Source organism: Neobacillus sp. DHD-1R, from assembly GCF_057747995.1.
Genome location: NZ_CM173232.1, coordinates 3,465,082 through 3,481,332, shown reverse-complemented (window position 1 = coordinate 3,481,332; position 16,251 = coordinate 3,465,082). Strand labels below are relative to the sequence as shown.

At 38.3% G+C, this 16,251-nt stretch carries 16 protein-coding genes; 11 read left to right on the top strand and 5 right to left on the bottom strand.

What is annotated here, in order from left to right:
* Window positions 1–7 precede the first annotated feature (7 nt).
* The 5 genes from AC3ANL_RS17060 (at window position 8) to AC3ANL_RS17040 (ending at window position 3,824) form a co-directional block, all read left to right on the top strand.
* Window positions 8–481 (top strand): cell wall elongation regulator TseB-like domain-containing protein, encoded by a 474-nt coding sequence (locus AC3ANL_RS17060; protein WP_488325599.1) that lies wholly within the window; start codon window positions 8–10, stop codon window positions 479–481.
* Between the two features lie 34 nt (window positions 482–515).
* A complete protein-coding gene (locus AC3ANL_RS17055; protein ID WP_488329759.1) occupies window positions 516–1,703 on the top strand; it encodes a pyridoxal phosphate-dependent aminotransferase in 1,188 nt (395 codons plus the stop codon).
* A gap of 137 nt (window positions 1,704–1,840) precedes the next feature.
* Window positions 1,841–2,539, top strand: coding sequence for a DnaD domain protein (locus tag AC3ANL_RS17050; RefSeq protein ID WP_488325598.1), 699 nt, complete (start codon window positions 1,841–1,843; stop codon window positions 2,537–2,539).
* A gap of 273 nt (window positions 2,540–2,812) precedes the next feature.
* Entirely contained in the window at window positions 2,813–3,475 is a 663-nt protein-coding gene (nth, locus tag AC3ANL_RS17045; protein WP_488325597.1) for an endonuclease III, read from the top strand.
* Complete coding sequence (locus AC3ANL_RS17040) at window positions 3,468–3,824, top strand: YpoC family protein (RefSeq protein ID WP_488325596.1); 357 nt, start codon at window positions 3,468–3,470, stop codon at window positions 3,822–3,824. Before nth ends, AC3ANL_RS17040 begins: the two co-directional genes overlap by 8 nt.
* Before the next feature lie 205 nt (window positions 3,825–4,029).
* On the opposite strand, the gene AC3ANL_RS17035 is transcribed toward AC3ANL_RS17040, so the two are convergent.
* Together AC3ANL_RS17035 and recU are read right to left on the bottom strand one after the other, a co-directional pair.
* Window positions 4,030–6,693: a PBP1A family penicillin-binding protein gene (locus AC3ANL_RS17035; protein WP_488325595.1), complete on the bottom strand. Its 2,664-nt coding sequence runs from the start codon at window positions 6,691–6,693 to the stop codon at window positions 4,030–4,032.
* 45 nt (window positions 6,694–6,738) lie between these two features.
* Window positions 6,739–7,341, bottom strand: coding sequence for a Holliday junction resolvase RecU (gene recU, locus AC3ANL_RS17030; RefSeq protein ID WP_488325594.1), 603 nt, complete (start codon window positions 7,339–7,341; stop codon window positions 6,739–6,741).
* 194 nt (window positions 7,342–7,535) lie between these two features.
* Between recU and AC3ANL_RS17025 the strand changes: the two genes are divergently transcribed.
* The 3 genes from AC3ANL_RS17025 to AC3ANL_RS17015 all read left to right on the top strand — a co-directional run bounded on the left by AC3ANL_RS17025 (window position 7,536) and on the right by AC3ANL_RS17015 (window position 9,573).
* Window positions 7,536–8,513, top strand: coding sequence for a DUF2515 domain-containing protein (locus AC3ANL_RS17025; protein ID WP_488329758.1), 978 nt, complete (start codon window positions 7,536–7,538; stop codon window positions 8,511–8,513).
* Between the two features lie 339 nt (window positions 8,514–8,852).
* Window positions 8,853–9,128 carry a hypothetical protein gene (locus AC3ANL_RS17020; protein ID WP_488325593.1) on the top strand — a complete coding sequence of 92 codons (276 nt, stop codon included), beginning with the start codon at window positions 8,853–8,855 and terminating at the stop codon, window positions 9,126–9,128.
* An 88-nt stretch (window positions 9,129–9,216) separates the two neighbouring features.
* On the top strand, window positions 9,217–9,573 hold the full coding sequence (locus tag AC3ANL_RS17015; protein WP_488325592.1) for a YppE family protein: 357 nt from the start codon (window positions 9,217–9,219) through the stop codon (window positions 9,571–9,573).
* 119 nt (window positions 9,574–9,692) lie between these two features.
* Here AC3ANL_RS17015 and yppF read toward each other — a convergent pair whose 3' ends face one another.
* Window positions 9,693–9,902, bottom strand: a complete 210-nt coding sequence (gene yppF / locus AC3ANL_RS17010) for a YppF family protein (RefSeq protein ID WP_488325591.1) — start codon at window positions 9,900–9,902, stop codon at window positions 9,693–9,695.
* Between the two features lie 186 nt (window positions 9,903–10,088).
* Between yppF and AC3ANL_RS17005 the strand changes: the two genes are divergently transcribed.
* On the top strand, window positions 10,089–10,646 hold the full coding sequence (locus tag AC3ANL_RS17005; RefSeq protein WP_488325590.1) for a YppG family protein: 558 nt from the start codon (window positions 10,089–10,091) through the stop codon (window positions 10,644–10,646).
* Window positions 10,647–10,975: 329 nt separating this feature from the next.
* On the opposite strand, the gene AC3ANL_RS17000 is transcribed toward AC3ANL_RS17005, so the two are convergent.
* Complete coding sequence (locus tag AC3ANL_RS17000; RefSeq protein WP_488325589.1) at window positions 10,976–11,479, bottom strand: Hsp20/alpha crystallin family protein; 504 nt, start codon at window positions 11,477–11,479, stop codon at window positions 10,976–10,978.
* Window positions 11,480–11,652: 173 nt separating this feature from the next.
* Between AC3ANL_RS17000 and hcp the strand changes: the two genes are divergently transcribed.
* Window positions 11,653–12,945 carry a hydroxylamine reductase gene (hcp, locus tag AC3ANL_RS16995; RefSeq protein WP_488329757.1) on the top strand — a complete coding sequence of 431 codons (1,293 nt, stop codon included), beginning with the start codon at window positions 11,653–11,655 and terminating at the stop codon, window positions 12,943–12,945.
* Between the two features lie 108 nt (window positions 12,946–13,053).
* Here hcp and AC3ANL_RS16990 read toward each other — a convergent pair whose 3' ends face one another.
* Entirely contained in the window at window positions 13,054–13,752 is a 699-nt protein-coding gene (locus AC3ANL_RS16990) for a Crp/Fnr family transcriptional regulator (RefSeq protein ID WP_488325588.1), read from the bottom strand.
* A 205-nt stretch (window positions 13,753–13,957) separates the two neighbouring features.
* Between AC3ANL_RS16990 and AC3ANL_RS16985 the strand changes: the two genes are divergently transcribed.
* The gene (locus AC3ANL_RS16985) at window positions 13,958–16,249 is read left to right on the top strand and encodes a DEAD/DEAH box helicase (protein WP_488325587.1); all 2,292 of its coding nucleotides are present in this window, start codon (window positions 13,958–13,960) and stop codon (window positions 16,247–16,249) included.
* Window positions 16,250–16,251: the final 2 nt, after the last annotated feature.

Sequence of the window (16,251 nt, the reverse complement as noted above, 5' to 3'; positions counted from 1 at the left end):
AATCGAAATGAAAAAATGGGTTGTAATTCTCGTATTATTCGTAATCATCGTTATTGGCATTTTGACAAAAGTATACTTTTCTTCTATTTCACCAGTTAAAGCTGCTGAAAAAAAGGCTGTCACAATCGCAAGCAATAAAGTTCAATTTAGTGAAGTGACAGATTTTCATATATACAATAGTATCGAAACAGTAAATGTGATTGAAGGAAAAAATAAACAAGGTGAAAAAATCATCGTCTGGATTCCTGATAAGAGTAAGAAAGTTATTGTTAAAAAAGTAAAAGATGGCATTTCTCGAGACGATGCTGTTCAAAAATTATTGCAAGAAAAAAATCCTAAGAAGATTATTTCAGTCCGGCTTGGAATGGAAAAAGATATTCCATTATGGGAAATTTATTACCGTTCTGAAAATAATTTAATAAATTATTATTATGTTCACTTTGAAACGGGTGAATGGCTAAAAAAAATTGAAAATCTATAGTCTGTATTGACTGGAGGAAGGAAGAGGCATGGCAGTGAAATTAGCAAATCGAGTAATGGCACTTACACCATCAACAACATTAGCCATTACAGCAAAAGCAAATGAATTAAAGGCACAAGGGGAAAATGTTATTGGATTAGGGGCGGGGGAACCAGACTTTAATACACCCCAACATATTTTAGATGCTGCCGTACAATCAATGAATGAAGGTCATACAAAATACACACCTTCTGCGGGATTGCCAGCCTTAAAAAAGGCAATCATCAAGAAATTTGAAACGGATCAGGGATTAATATATAAACCTAATGAAATTATTGTTGGGAATGGGGCAAAACATGTTCTGTATACTTTATTTCAAGTAATCTTGAATGATGGGGATGAAGTAATCATTCCAACCCCTTATTGGGTAAGTTACCCCGAACAAGTTAAATTAGCTGGCGGAGTTCCAGTTTATGTTGAAGGTCAGGAACAAAATAACTTTAAAATCGTTCCAGAACAATTAAAAGAAGCTATTACAGATAAGACAAGAGCGGTTATTATTAATTCACCTAGTAACCCAACAGGGGTCTTGTATTCGGCTGAAGAACTTCTGGAGCTAGGTAATATTTGTCTTGAAAAAAATATTCTAATCGTGTCCGATGAAATCTATGAAAAGCTTATTTACTTTGGTGCTAAGCATGTTTCAATCGCAGAACTTTCTCCTGAGCTTAAAGAGCAAACTATTGTTATCAATGGTGTTTCCAAATCCCATTCAATGACGGGGTGGAGAATAGGGTATGCTGCGGGGAATAAAGAGATTGTGCAGGCCATGACCAATCTTGCTAGTCATAGTACATCCAATCCAACAACAACGGCCCAATATGCAGCCATTGCAGCCTACAACGGCTCACAGGAAACAGTGGAAGAAATGCGTTTAGCGTTTGAGAAGAGATTAGAAATCATATTTGATAAACTAGTTGCCATTCCTGGTTTCAGCTGCGTAAAACCGCAAGGTGCTTTTTACCTGTATCCTAACGTTAAGCAGGCAGCCGAAATGACTGGTTATACGAGTGTAGATGACTTCGTTGAAGCTTTACTTGTTGAGGCGAAGGTAGCCGTTGTCCCAGGGTCAGGGTTTGGGACACCAAATAATATTCGCTTATCCTATGCAACATCACTAGACCAATTAGAAGAAGCCGTAAAAAGAATGCGGGAGTTTGTGACTGCAAAAGTTAAAAATTAACATATCAACAAGAATTCAATTTAATCGGATCTACCAAAAGTCTGCGTCCTGCAGACTTTTTTCTTTCCAAAGATGGATACCGAATACTCTTACTTGAATAGACGGTTCGTGTTATACTAATCGGGAGGTGTCCAACAATGAAATCAAATATTTTAGCATGGCTCCAAGAAGGGAATATAACGATTCCTTCTTTATTGTTTTCGGAATACCGAAACCTAAATTTAAACGAAACTGAACTAGTTCTTTTACTAAATATCCTTACTTTTATAGAAAAAGGAAATGAATTTCCTACTCCTGAAGAGCTTTCGGCAAGAATGACAGTTTCCATCTCAGATTGTAACGAAATGTTAAGAAGACTGATTCAACGCGGGTTCATTGATATTATTGACCAATATTCAAATGATGGGATACGGTTTGAAAAATATTCAGTAACACCGTTATGGGAAAGGCTTGTTGAACAGTTTTTACAAAACAATAAAGTCACGAAACAAATTGAAAAGAAAACGGAAGAAACTGATGTTTATACTTGCTTTGAAAAGGAATTTGGCCGGCCTTTATCCCCCTTTGAATGTGAATCTCTAGGTATGTGGATGGATGACGATCATCATGATCCTATAATTATAAAAGCTGCTCTTCGTGAGGCAGTCATGTCCGGTAAATTAAACTTCCGCTATATTGATAGAATTCTTTTTGAATGGAAGAAAAACGGAATTAAAACGATTGAACAAGCAAAAAACCAAGGGCGGAAGTTCCGTCAAAAACAAACTGAAAAAGGGCATGCTAAGGATGATACTCATCAGCCAGCAGTTCCCTTCTATAATTGGTTAGAGCAATAAGTAAAACTTCCAATCAACAAGCCAGGATCAGTGGAGCGAGAGAACTTTCTCTCGTTTATTTTAATAATATAAGAATTTATAAGTTTTGACTTCGAGAATTGTCCAGCTCCAGCGCCCTAGCAGCTAGTGTCCTTCGCTCTCCGCCCTACGATAAGTCAACATCGAATCGCCTCCGGCTCTTCGTGTTTCCTTTATCTCAGTTGGAGCGCTCCAGGCCATACGCCGCTGACCAGGGCGATTGCGCTTTTTTTATTTTAAATAGTAGGTGATATTTTGCTGAATAATACACAAATTCGATATTGTTTAGATGAAATGGGTAGAATGTTTCCAGATGCCCATTGTGAATTAATCCATTCAAACCCATTTGAACTAGTCATTGCGGTTTCATTATCTGCACAATGTACCGATGCACTTGTCAACAAAGTAACGAAGGTGTTATTTGAAAAATACAAAACACCAGAAGATTACTTAGCAGTGTCGCTGGAAGAACTTCAAACTGATATTCGTTCAATTGGTCTCTTCCGTAATAAAGCTAAAAACATACAAAGTTTATGCCGGATGATAATAAATGAATACGACGGAAAAATACCAATGGACCGAGATGAGCTGACTAAACTGCCAGGGGTGGGTAGAAAAACAGCAAATGTAGTTGTGTCAGTGGCCTTTAATATTCCTGCTATTGCAGTAGACACGCACGTAGAACGTGTCAGCAAACGTCTCGGCATTTGCCGCTGGAAGGATTCTGTAATGGAAGTAGAGAAAACTCTTATGAGAAAGGTTCCGAAAGAACAATGGTCGGTGACACATCACCGGTTGATATTTTTTGGACGCTATCATTGTAAAGCGCAAAATCCTCAATGTCCAAGTTGTCCATTACTAGAGCTTTGCAGAGAAGGTAGAAAAAGAATGAAAGGGAAGGTCGCTGTCAATGGATAAAAGAACAGAGACAGTTACTACTATATTGCTGAAATGGGAAAGCATTAAGGCCCAACTTGAACAAATATTTCGTGACCGTAATCAGAAGAACGCTAAAGAATGGATGGAAGAGGGGATTGTCCTCTTCATAAAATTCTTGTGTGTGACAAACGAAGAAACCTACTCTTTTTCTGATGAGATTTCCTATCAGCAATTTCGTTTTAAGCCAGTAAATGTTGAAGAAAGATTAGGATTTATTGTGTCAAGACCAACTTTATTTCACTCCTATCGGCAGCTATCAGAACTAATGAATGAACAAGAAAAGCAATTTAGTAAGAGCCAAATAGTAAAAAAATCGTCTAGCGTATAAGCCTAGACGATTTTTTTTACTATATAAGAAAGTATTAAAGTCTTCGAGAATTGTCCAGCTCCAGCGCCCTAGCGGCTAGTGTCCTTCGCTCTCCACCCTACGATAAGTCAACATCGAATCGCCTCCGGCTCTTCGTGTTTCCTTTATCTCAGTTGGAGAGCTCCAGGCCATACGCCGCTGAACAGGGCGCTTATGCTTTTCTTAACTAGTTTTCACGTGTTCCGGTACCCTGACTACTGGAAGGAGTGCCAGGAAGTGTGGCTGGAGGGGTCGTACCACCCTGGTCATTGCCAGTTCCGTCCCCGTTTCCAGTTCCGTCCCCGGTACCAGTACCAGTCCCGGTACCAGTACCAGTCCCGGTGCCAGTACCAGTCCCGGTGCCAGTACCATTTCCGTTTCCAGTTCCGTTTCCAGTTCCGTTTCCATTGCCAGTTCCGTTCCCATCTCCGTTTCCATTGCCAGTTCCGTTCCCATTTCCATTCTCAGTACCATTTCCTTGATCAATTTCTACTTCTGGTTTTGGAACCTCAATAGATGTTGAAACAGGATCACTCTTTTTAGTTCCGTTTACGGCCAAAATAGAGATGGTATATTTCTCACCTGGTGCTGCCGGTATCGTCAAGCTTGTTTCTGCCTGAACAAGATGTTGTGGGTTAGAACTGTTATTAATGGTTATATCAAATTGAATATTTTTGTTTGCTGCATTATTATAGTTCCACGTTAGTACGATATTCTTAGTTACATCATCATATTTAGCCGCTAGATTTGATGGGGCATCAAGTTTGTTATACTTCTGAGAAACCTTTTTAGGTCCATGTCCCTTAACGGCATATTCAGTAATCACTTCACTATTTGGCGTAAATTCGCCTGCTAGAACTGGAGGCATCGTGCCTTTTTCAATTCTAACCTTTTGAACACTATTCGGCATTTCAAAATCAGGGGTATCAATATCCTCTGAGACGTACGCCATTAAATTCTTAAATAGTAGCTGAGCGATTCTTTGGTCCTGGACATCTGTTATTGGAGTGGATCGATCCTTATATCCCGTCCAAACAGAAGCCGTATAATTGGTTGTATAGCCGGTGAACCATGCATCAGGAACCGCAATTTTCTTTATATTCCACTTGTTCATTTCATCTTCAGTATAGTTAGTTGTACCTGTCTTACCTGCAATCGGGAGTCCAGGAACTTTAGCTCTTGTGCCAGTACCTGGGGATACAAGGACACTTTTCAACATATCCGAAATCATAAAAGCAGTAGAATCCTTCATTACCGCTTTTGGTTCTGGTGCTGTACTAATCGTGGTACCATCTCGCAATTTTATTTTCCTAATAGCGTGTGGCTTCGTGTAAAAACCATTATTGCCAAAAGCACTATATGCTCCAGCCATTTGAAGTGGAGAGACCCCAGTTTCAAAGCCGCCAATGGCGTATGATTCATAGATTTCTTTTAATGGGATGCCTAAGCTAACAGCAAATTCCTTTGCTTTATCCAAGCCAACCTGCTGGAGTGCTTGGACTGCAGGGGTATTTCGTGATAATTGCAGAGCCGTTCTTATCGTCATAGGTCCCTTATACTTTTGATCCCAGTTTCCAAATTTCTTTCCGGAGGAATAGGTTATCGGTTTATCGTCAATCATTTCATATGTGCCCCAATTTAAATATTCAATTGCAGGACCATAATCGAGTACTGGTTTGATGGTAGAACCAGGTTGGCGTTGAGTGTCAGTTGCATAGTTAAAGCCGCGTTTAACTTTCTGGTTTCTTCCTCCGCCAATCGCACGGATTTCACCTGTTTTTGTATCAAGAAGGGCAATTCCTGCCTGAAATTCTTCATCTGGGTAAGGAATTACATCCTTATCCTTTGTATTGAGAATTTCGTCAACATGTGTTTGCGCCTTAGTATCTAAAGTAGTATGAATCGTCAAACCATCTGTAAAAATATCAAAATCAGTTGTTGCTTTAACTTCATCGATAACAGCATCCACGAAGGAATCGAAGGGTTTGTCGTCAACATTGCGCTGGTCTGGAGGTAGAACCGTAGATGCAACTGAAACCTTTTTCGCTTCATCCATTTCCTGCTTTGTAATAAATCCATGTTGATTCATTAACGTTAAAACAATATTTCTTCTTTTTTCAGCTAAATCCGCATGTTCAAATGGATTATAATTATTAGGACTTTGCGGCATCCCAGCGATTTGTGCGGCTTCCGCTAAAGTTAAATCCTTTAATTTTTTTCCATAATAGATCTCTGCTGCAGTTGCAAGGCCATGACTGTTTTGAGATACATAGACCTTATTCACATACATTTCAAAAATTTGATGCTTCGTGTATTGCTGCTCAAGTTGATAGGAGAGCCATGCTTCCTGAACTTTTCGCTTTAATGTCTTTTCCGGTTTTAAAAATGTATTTTTAACAACCTGTTGTGTAATCGTACTGCCACCTTCTGCACCAAAACCACGCTGGAAGTTGGCTAGCACCGCACCAGCTAAGCGGATCGGGTCGATCCCATGATGTTTATAAAATCGGTAATCTTCTGTTGCTAAAACGGCATTTTCGACTACCTTTGGTATGTCCTCATAGTTTACATATTCACGATTTACTGCACCAACTTCAGTAATCTGATTATCATCTTTATCTAGAATCTTTGAAGGGATTGGGTCTTTTAATAGTTTCGGGTCAAGTTTAGGAGCATCCTTTATTAAATAGGCGAAAGTCCCCACTCCGGCAAGCATTCCAACAATTCCGAGGACAACAAGACTGAGAAAGATTTTTTTGAATAGTCCACCGGATTTCTTTTTGGCCTTTTTCTTACCGTTTGATTGGAGTTTCTTTCGGCGCTCCTCTCTTGATTGATATTGTTCAGACATAATATGTTTCCTTCCTTTCTAACCTGCTAGAAAATTGAAGCCGATCTAGAGACGATCTATGACCTTAATATAGTCAATCCTTGGTTGAAATCCAAGTGGTATGTGATATCCCATTTGTTCAATTTCTTCTTTAGTTATTGATTTTCTGCCGCCATTCTTCATTCTATCCCAATAGGACAATAAGTGCCGAGCTTCAAGTAAATATACCTGTTCAAATCTTGTGAAACGAAGGATAACAAAACAAATGCCTCCTTGATTCATTACTTCTTCCATATGCTGGATCTGGTGTTGATGGAAATTTTTTAATGGGAAAGAGGTCGGGTTTTGTGTTTCTTTTGCTTCAAAATCAATATACTTACCTTTATATACCCCATTATAGTCAGTAGTTGACGCAAGTTTAAAATAGGCCTCTTTTATAACGGCAGCACTGCGATTGGGATAATCTACCTGGACAATTTGAACGGGTGTTGGCTTCTTATGTATGACCGCAATTTGTCTTTCCCGGTAATATTCGTTTGTTTCATTTAAATCTTCCTCAAGCGTCATACCTCTATTACTATAAGATCCATTTTTTTTGTGGTTTATTACCTTTGCTGTCTCACGCTCTTTCGGTACAAACTTCTTTCCGTTTGGATAATTAAGATTCATGATTTCCACCTCTCAAGCTATACCCTATCATATCAAATCTTAGCGAGGTTGGGGTGTATAAAATACATACTCTGACACACTCTAATAACAATTGTACCGTGAATGTCCATTATAAGCATGATTCATTTTTCGTAAAAGTTTTAAAACCATCCTTACTCAAACTCTACTAAAAATAAGGGAAGATGAATATGAATATGAATCATCTTACGATACAGGAACAAGCAATCATTCGTCAAATTCTAAGTGAAACCAATAAAAAAAATATCGATAATATTACGAGAACCAACGCGTACTTTGCTTATTTTAAAAAAAATCCGGATATTATTTGGTCATTTCTTGCCAGTATGGTTTCAAGAAATGGGGGATGGAATATGTGCGATCTCGAGGGTGCCATTTTTCCTGAACTTTTACAAGCAGAAATAAGAAAACAACTTTTCCTTACGTATGAGCGGGCCAATTGGCTTATCTTCCATGATGTGTTCCCACAGTTATTGCTCTATCAATATTCGACGAAATTAAATAGACCCATGTTTCATTTACTTCCTTTTTTTAATGTTTCAGAATTCATTCAAAAAGAATGGGTTAGGTATTGGAAAGAAAACGATAAGAAACGGCTAACTACTGTATTAATTATTAATGAGCAAAATGTCATTCAAGCACCTGTTATTGAACATCCTGTTTATAAGAAAAGGGTATTTCATTCGATGATATTTTCCTTTCAAGATTGGCTTCATTTCAGCTGTGTCCTGTTTCCTACATGTGGTGGAGAACTATATGGGGCAAGTGCCAATGGTTTTAAATCCCTTTCTAAGAGGATTAATTTAGGAAAAAGACTAGCAAGTATCCTTTTTCATCCTCGATTGTTTCCGTATTTTTTGGAATTCGCAGAAAAGACCCCTCACACAGGTTCAAGATATGATTATGAACAATATTTTAAAATAATGACCGTACGGAAAACACCATTGTTAAGAACAACCTTTCCTGTCATCGAACATCGTCGTCATAAATATGAAGATTGGAGTAAGCATCGCTTGATTTCTCCCGTTTGGTTATATGGTTCTGTCAACCATCGTCATCCTATTCATCTAACTGATTGGTATTTTGCAAAATCAAACCAGCTGGAATTATTGCTTGTGCTCCAAAAGTCACTTGATTTAAAAAAATGGAAATAAAAAAGCAAGGAAGGTTCCTTGCTTTTGTGTCTTACTTTACTCTGCAGGACGATTTGGTCCATCAAGCTTTTTATCACCATAGCCTGTTTTTTGTTCTGAAACTGATTTTGTTTGTTTGTTAGTTGGATTATTCTTTTTAGCCATTAAAAACACCTCCTATCCTAGCATGTGCGGTTTTTCATTTTTTCATGCGAATAAGCGCGTTGTCGAAAAGGAAAGAAATCCATGTGGATTTTTCACTTTCTTTGACGAACTTCTTCTAGTTTTGTCAGGGGAGAAGGAAGCTAAAAAAAGAAGGAGAATAATACGTAATAGATAAGCGCGAGGAGGGTTTAATAAATGAATAAGCCATTGTCCGAAAAGGAAAAATTGCTCATTAAGTTGACAGAGATCCATGATCAACTGGAAGAACTAGAGTCTGTTCTAGAAGCCTCATTCTCTGACCATCGCATTAGCTTAAACAGGGCGGAACAAGTTAAGATAACGGTGCCGGTTAAAAGACTGTCAGACATAGGAGAAAAAATAGCCAGTGTGAACTTAATTTCTAATGGTGAATTTTCTGACCCCTCTTTATACGAAGTGTCAAAACAATTAAAGCTTGAATTAGGTTTTTAATTAAAGTTAAAATGTTAATAGTGAAATGAGAGTAGCAGGCTAAACTTTGCTACTTTTTATTTTGAAGATGTGGAAGGGATCGTTAAAGATGTCAGAGGAAATTCAACAGTTAACTGAAAGACTTTTACAATATAATTACTTATTCCTAAAGTACTATCAGGAAGGAAGAGAGACAGGAGTTTCGTATGATTTTCATGAAGTTATAAAACCATTTGCTAATGAAGTAAAGCAGGTAAATGATGAGTGGAAGAGTGCCATGAAGAAATGGCTCCCAACGATAAACCATAAACATTTACATCTAAAGCAAATTGACACGACTTCAGAACATATTGAGCAGCTATCTATTCAGTCTTTTTTTCCAGAAACAAGTAAATCTAGATTTTTAAATTTTCATCGAACGGTTGAATATTTCCTACTGGAGATATTGAACGAAGTTAGAAAGTAAAAAAGAGATGCAGATTTGCATCTCTTTTGTCTTATGGCCAGTTTTCTTACTTTGAATTTTTATTCTGCCAAGCTTGAGCGTGTCCACAATTAGTGGACATTGCAGAAAAAAACTTGGCTCTACTGATGTTCGATGAGGGAGTTTTCTTTATCCGATTCAGGTATAACCGCGCCTTGGATTTCAAGCTCGCGGACAAGAAGGCGATATTCTTTTATACTAATTTCATTGTGAATGTACGCTTTCTTTGCAAAATCCATTAGTGCATTAACGTCATCAGTGGAATAATCCCGACTTTGATTAAATTTGCTTTTTAATTCACGAATGTCCATTAATAGTTCCTCCTTCATCTTTTTTATATCGTACCATGAAATAGGAGGATTCCTAGTTTTTAAAATATTTAAACTTCAGACAAAATTCCTGTGATTTTGACAATGTAAATCATTTTCAGAGAATCACCATTCATCTCTTGCCTTCATAATGTGTAATAGAGAATTATAAAGAGGAGATGTTTGCCCATGTTTGGTAAAAAAAGACCAAATAACCACTTTCAAAATGGATACTCGGGGCAAATGATGCACCAAGTTCCAGTGGAACCACAATGGAAGCATCAGCAATATATTCAGCGAAATCAACCCATCCCATATCAAATGCAAACCCAGTCAAAGGATTGGATGATGTACCAACAACCAAACCTTTATTATCCGCAAAGTATACAGGGATATGGTCAAACGTATCAACCAGGAATCTTCCCACAAAATATACCAAACCCGAATCCAGGATATTCTCAAAAGGATGCCCAATTCCTTTTTCAAAACCCGCTTCAACCAAAGGATGAAATGGTACAACAACAACCTTATATGCCTATGAATGGATATCCTGTGATGAATCCTTATCCAAAAAACAGTATTATGCCAAAACAACCAGGCGGTGTCCAATCAATTATGAATTCCTTCAAGTCTCAAGACGGATCGGTAGATCTTAATAAAATGGTGAATACGGCCGGCCAAATGATGAATGCTGTAAATCAAGTGTCAACGCTGGTTAAAAGTTTCGGAGGGATTTTTAAAGTATAAAAGGAAAAGACGGCTATTTTATAAGCCGTCTTTTCCTTTATAAGTTATGAAAGTATAAAAATCTTCGAGAATTGTCCAGCTCCAGCGCCCTAGCGGCTAGTGTCCTTCGCTCTCCGCCCTACGATAAGTCAAGCACGAATGCGCCTCCAGCTCTTCGTGTTTCCTTTATCGCGTTTAACGGGCAGTAGATTCTCAACTGCCCGTAAGCAGCCGATCGGTTCAACTAACAATCAGCGAGAAGAACGTTCGCTGATTGAAGTTTCACCTTATCTCAGTTGGAGAGCTCCAGGCCATACGCCGCTGAACAGGGCGCTTCCGCTTTTCTTATGTTAGTCTTCTATTTCAATAATCTTCCCTTTTTCTTGAGGAATACGTATTTGTAATAACCCATCTCGGTACGAAGCCTTTACCTGTTTCTCATTGATAACATGTGGTAGTGAAATCGTTCTTGACGATTGTTGTCGAAGGAATTTCCGACTATACACTTGCGTCTGATCATTTTCCTGAGTTTCTAACTCATTATTTACAACAGTAATAGTTAGATAATTTCCAGTAATGTTTAATTGAATTTGCTCCCGTTTAACACCAGGAAGTTCTGCAGAAATGATATGTTCCTTACCGGTTTCTTCTGTTTCAATTTGAAAGCCTGCACCAGTGGGAAAAGGAGACTTGAAAAAATCATCTATGGTTTGTAAAAACCCTCGAATTGGTTTTTCAGTAAAGAAATCGTTCATTGATTTTACTAATTCACGAAAAGGTTCAGCCATCTGGTTTTTATGGTTATTTTTATCGTTCGGAAACATGGATGACATGATCATTCCCTCTCTTTCCATTATTTTTCTCCATATCATATGCTATGAAATCTAGGTAGGTGCCGTCATAAAATTGCAATAACTTTTTGAACAAATTATTACAATCTTGCATAATGTGATTTGAATCACACTGATTGGTTATGAAAATTTGTACGCTAGAGTAGTAATTAATGGATGGAAAGCGAGGAAGCTATATGTTCTGTTATCAATGTGAACAAACCCCATCAGGCGGTTGTACAGTAATGGGTGTTTGCGGAAAAGATGAAACAATTGCTAGCTTACAAGATACAATTATTTTTGGATTAAAGGGCATTGCTGCCTACCGTACACATGCGAATCAATTAGGTTATACCGATCCCTTTGTTGATTCAACAACACATGAAGCACTTTACTTAACGTTAACCAATTCTAACTTCAATGTTCAGGAACATATTGCTATGGCAATGAAGGTAGGGCAAGCAGCTGTCCGTGTCATGGGTATCCTTGATGAAGCCCATACGAATCGCTTAGGCATTCCCCAGCCAATCCGTGTTAGCCAAAATAAAATTGAAGGCAAGTGTATTGTTGTTACAGGCCATAATCTGTTTGCATTAGAGGAGTTATTGAAACAAACAGAAGGCAATGGTATCAATATTTATACTCATTCTGAAATGCTGCCTGCCCATGGATATCCAGCATTGAAAAAATATGCTCATTTAAAAGGAAACATCGGCAAAGCCTGGTATGACCAACGTCGGCTTTTTGAAAAATTTCCTGGAGCCATTCTTGCAACAACAAACTGTGTCATGCCTATTAAAGGAAAGTACGCTGACAGAATGTTTACATATGAAGTGGCAGGACTCGAAAATGTGGAGAAGATTATCAATGATGATTTTACACCATTAATTCAAAGGGCATTAGAACTTCCTGAAGCAGCGATAGAATCGGATGAAACATTACTCACCGGCTTTCATCATGAAACAGTATTAGGACTTGCCCCAGAAGTAATTGATGCAGTTAAAGCTGGGAAAATTAAACGCTTCTTTGTAATTGCAGGATGTGATGCTCCAGGGCATGGCGGAGATTATTACCGCGAGCTTGCCACTTCACTCCCGCCTGAGACAGTGATTTTAACCACTTCCTGTGGGAAATTCCGCTTTAATGATGTTGACTATGGCGTTGTCCCTGGAACCAATATCCCAAGATATATTGATTTAGGTCAATGCAATAATTCTGGCTCAACGGTAAAAATTGCCTTGGCATTAGCCGACGCGTTTGGCTGTGAAGTGAATGAACTTCCGGTTAGTATTGTATTATCATGGTTTGAGCAAAAGGCAGTAGCCATTCTGTTAGGGCTTTTCAGTTTAGGAATTAAAGATATTCGAATTGGACCGAAGCCTCCTGAATTTATTTCGGAAGGTGTCTTAAATGTTCTTCAAGATACATTTAACCTAAAATTAATTAGCACAGCAAAAGAAGATATGGAAGAGATGCTATTAGGAAGATAAGCATAAACACCGCAGTCGATATCGACTGCGGTGTTATTATTTTTAAAAAAATTTTTGAATATGCAAAAGTCTAGCTTCTGACCCTGGTTTGGCCCAGCATATTTCAAATTATAGTAAATTGATTTCCTCCAAGAGAGCATCAATTTCTAGAATCATGTCGCCTTCATCATCAACTTCAATGATTTCGTCTTTTTTCATTTTCGTAAGTGTTCTGCTAATGGTTTCTCTAGTCGTTCCAATCATATTGGCTAGGTCTCTATTCGTGAATTCGGACTTTAGTAAAATGGTGCCGTCAGTTTGTTCCACTCCATGCTTCTGTGCAAGCCGAATGAGGAGCTTGACGATTTGTTCATACGTATTATTCAGAATTTGTTCTTCTAGACGATTTTGTAAATCAACAATTTTCTCACCAAGTACCTTAAATACTTTGATACAAAGCTCGGGATTTTCAATGAGTACTGTTTCAAATTTCGAAATTGGAACAGCAATGAGGGTAGAAGATTCGAGAACTTCGGCGTATGCAGGGTAATCGCCTTTTCTAAAGAAGCCAACATGTGGAAACATTTCACCCTTTTTAGCTATTGCGACAATTTGTTCCTTACCATTGATGTCACTTTTATAGATTTTAATTTTTCCGTTATAAATAAAATAAACATTTTCCAACGGGTCGCCCTGAAGAAAAACATGACTTTGTTTTTTCCACTCCCTAACGATAGAGATATTCGTAATCTTCGATAATTCAAAATCATTTAATTCACGAAAAAGACTAAATTCGGCTAATACAGTTTTTATTTCTTCAATTTTCATGGAATCACCTTCAAATCCTTATCAGTTACTATCTATTGTAACATTCATTCAAACTGTCTTTAATGAATTCTTGTCAAATAACCAAAAAAGCGCGGAATTTAAATGAATGGAAAAATCTGCAATCATTATCAATATAATAAATTTTAATTTTCTACTTTAATAACGAACGTCTATTCGCTAAAATGAAGGTAATGAGGTGAGATGTATGAAATTAAGAAAAAGCCTGCAGGAAATCATAGAAGAACTGAAATTAAATCATGGTTTTATTGAAAATATTGTTAAATGGCAGACCATCGAGGAAAAGCCAGCCCGTTCAGTTCCGTTACCAACAGATTTACATCCGTTATTAAAAAAATCCCTTTTCGACAGGGGAATAGAACAGTTATATACCCATCAAAAATCAGCTTATGAAAAAATTCTCGAGGGTAATAGTATTGTTGCAGTAACGCCGACGGCTTCGGGAAAAACGCTGTGCTATAATTTGCCCGTTTTGCAAACGATTCTTGCAAATCCAAGTACGAGGGCTCTCTATATGTTTCCAACGAAAGCGCTAGCCCAAGATCAAAAAAGTGAAATCAATGAATTGATAGAGGCGTCAGGTGCTGATATTAACAGCTATACGTATGACGGAGATACACCAGCGAATATTCGCCAAAAAGTAAGAAAGGCTGGACATGTTGTCATTACTAACCCAGATATGCTTCATTCAGCAATTCTGCCCCATCATACAAAATGGGTGTCCCTATTTGAAAATCTAAAGTTCGTGGTAATTGATGAGCTGCATACATACCGTGGTGTATTTGGCAGTCATGTTGCCAATGTTATAAAACGGTTAAAGCGTATTTGTCATTATTACGGAAGCAATCCTGTATTTATTTGCACCTCGGCTACTATTGCCAATCCCTTAGAGCTTGCAGAGGCACTAACCGAAGAAAAGATGCACTTGATTGACAATAATGGCGCTCCAAGTGGAACAAAACATTTTTTATTCTATAATCCGCCAATTGTGAACAAGCCCTTAAATATTCGCAGAAGTGCTACCCTTGAGGTTCGTAATATCGCCGGTGCACTTTTGAAAAATAAAATTCAAACAATCGTTTTTGCAAGAAGCCGGGTTCGAGTTGAAATTATTTTAACTTATCTGCAAGAATTAGTGAAAAACCAGCTAGGTCCCAAATCAATAATGGGGTATCGCGGGGGGTATCTTCCAACAGAACGGAGGAAAATTGAAAGAGGTCTTCGTTCAGGAGAGATCTATGGCGTTGTCAGCACGAATGCACTGGAGTTAGGAGTGGATATTGGACAGCTTCAGGTTTGTATTATGACAGGTTATCCAGGCACCATTTCGAGTGCATGGCAGCAGGCTGGAAGAGCGGGGCGGAGGCATGGTGAAGCTTTAGTTATTCTGGTGGCTAGTTCTAGCCCTCTTGATCAATACATTATCCAGAACCCGGATTACTTTTTTAATAAAAGCCCTGAAACAGCTCGGATTAACCCGGATAATCTGATTATTTTAATTGATCATATGAAATGTGCAGCCTATGAGCTCCCCTTTAAGGCGGGAGAGCAGTTTGGACAAGTTGGAACGGAAGAATTACTGGAGTACCTAACAGAGGAGCGGGTTTTGTACCGGAATGGAGATAAATGGTATTGGATGAATGATTCATTCCCGGCTCATAACATTAGCTTACGGTCAGCTTCCCAAGAAAATGTCATAATCGTTGACCAATCAGACGTAGCCAATGTCAAAGTTATCGGAGAGATGGATCGCTTTTCTGCAATGACGCTTCTCCATGATGAAGCCATTTATTTACACCAAGGGATCCAATTCCAGGTTGAAAAGCTTGATTGGGATGAAAAAAAGGCTTTCGTTCGGGAGGTGGATGTTGACTATTACACTGATGCCAATTTAGCTGTTCAATTAAAAGTGTTGGAAGTTGACAAGCTTCAAAAGTTGGACGATGCCGAAATAGGTTATGGCGATGTAAGCGTGAGAGCCATGGCGACCATTTTTAAAAAAATTAAATTTGAGACACATGAAAATATCGGATCAGGCCCGATCCATCTACCAGAAGAAGAGCTCCATACGAATGCTGCTTGGATATCCTTAAATAAACCGTTAGCCGAAATGGGACATGAACGGCTCGAACAAGGACTTGTCGGGGCGGCCCATGCTCTCAATCATATTGCTCCATTATTCGTAATGGCCGATCCCCAAGATATCCATGTCATTCCACAAGTGAAGGCAGATCATAACGAAAAACCGACAATTTTCTTCTATGATCGATATCCTGGTGGAGTGGGTTTAAGCGAAAAGATTCATTCCGGGATGGGACATGTTCTAAAAGAGACATTAAAAATGATTAACCATTGTCAATGTCAATCTGGTTGTCCTTCGTGTATTGGAACAGACGCAGTTAATGAAATGGCCAAAAAAGGTGCAATTAATATTATTGAGTTTTTCTTACAACCCTCGCGTGCCACCAAGGAAGTGTAGAA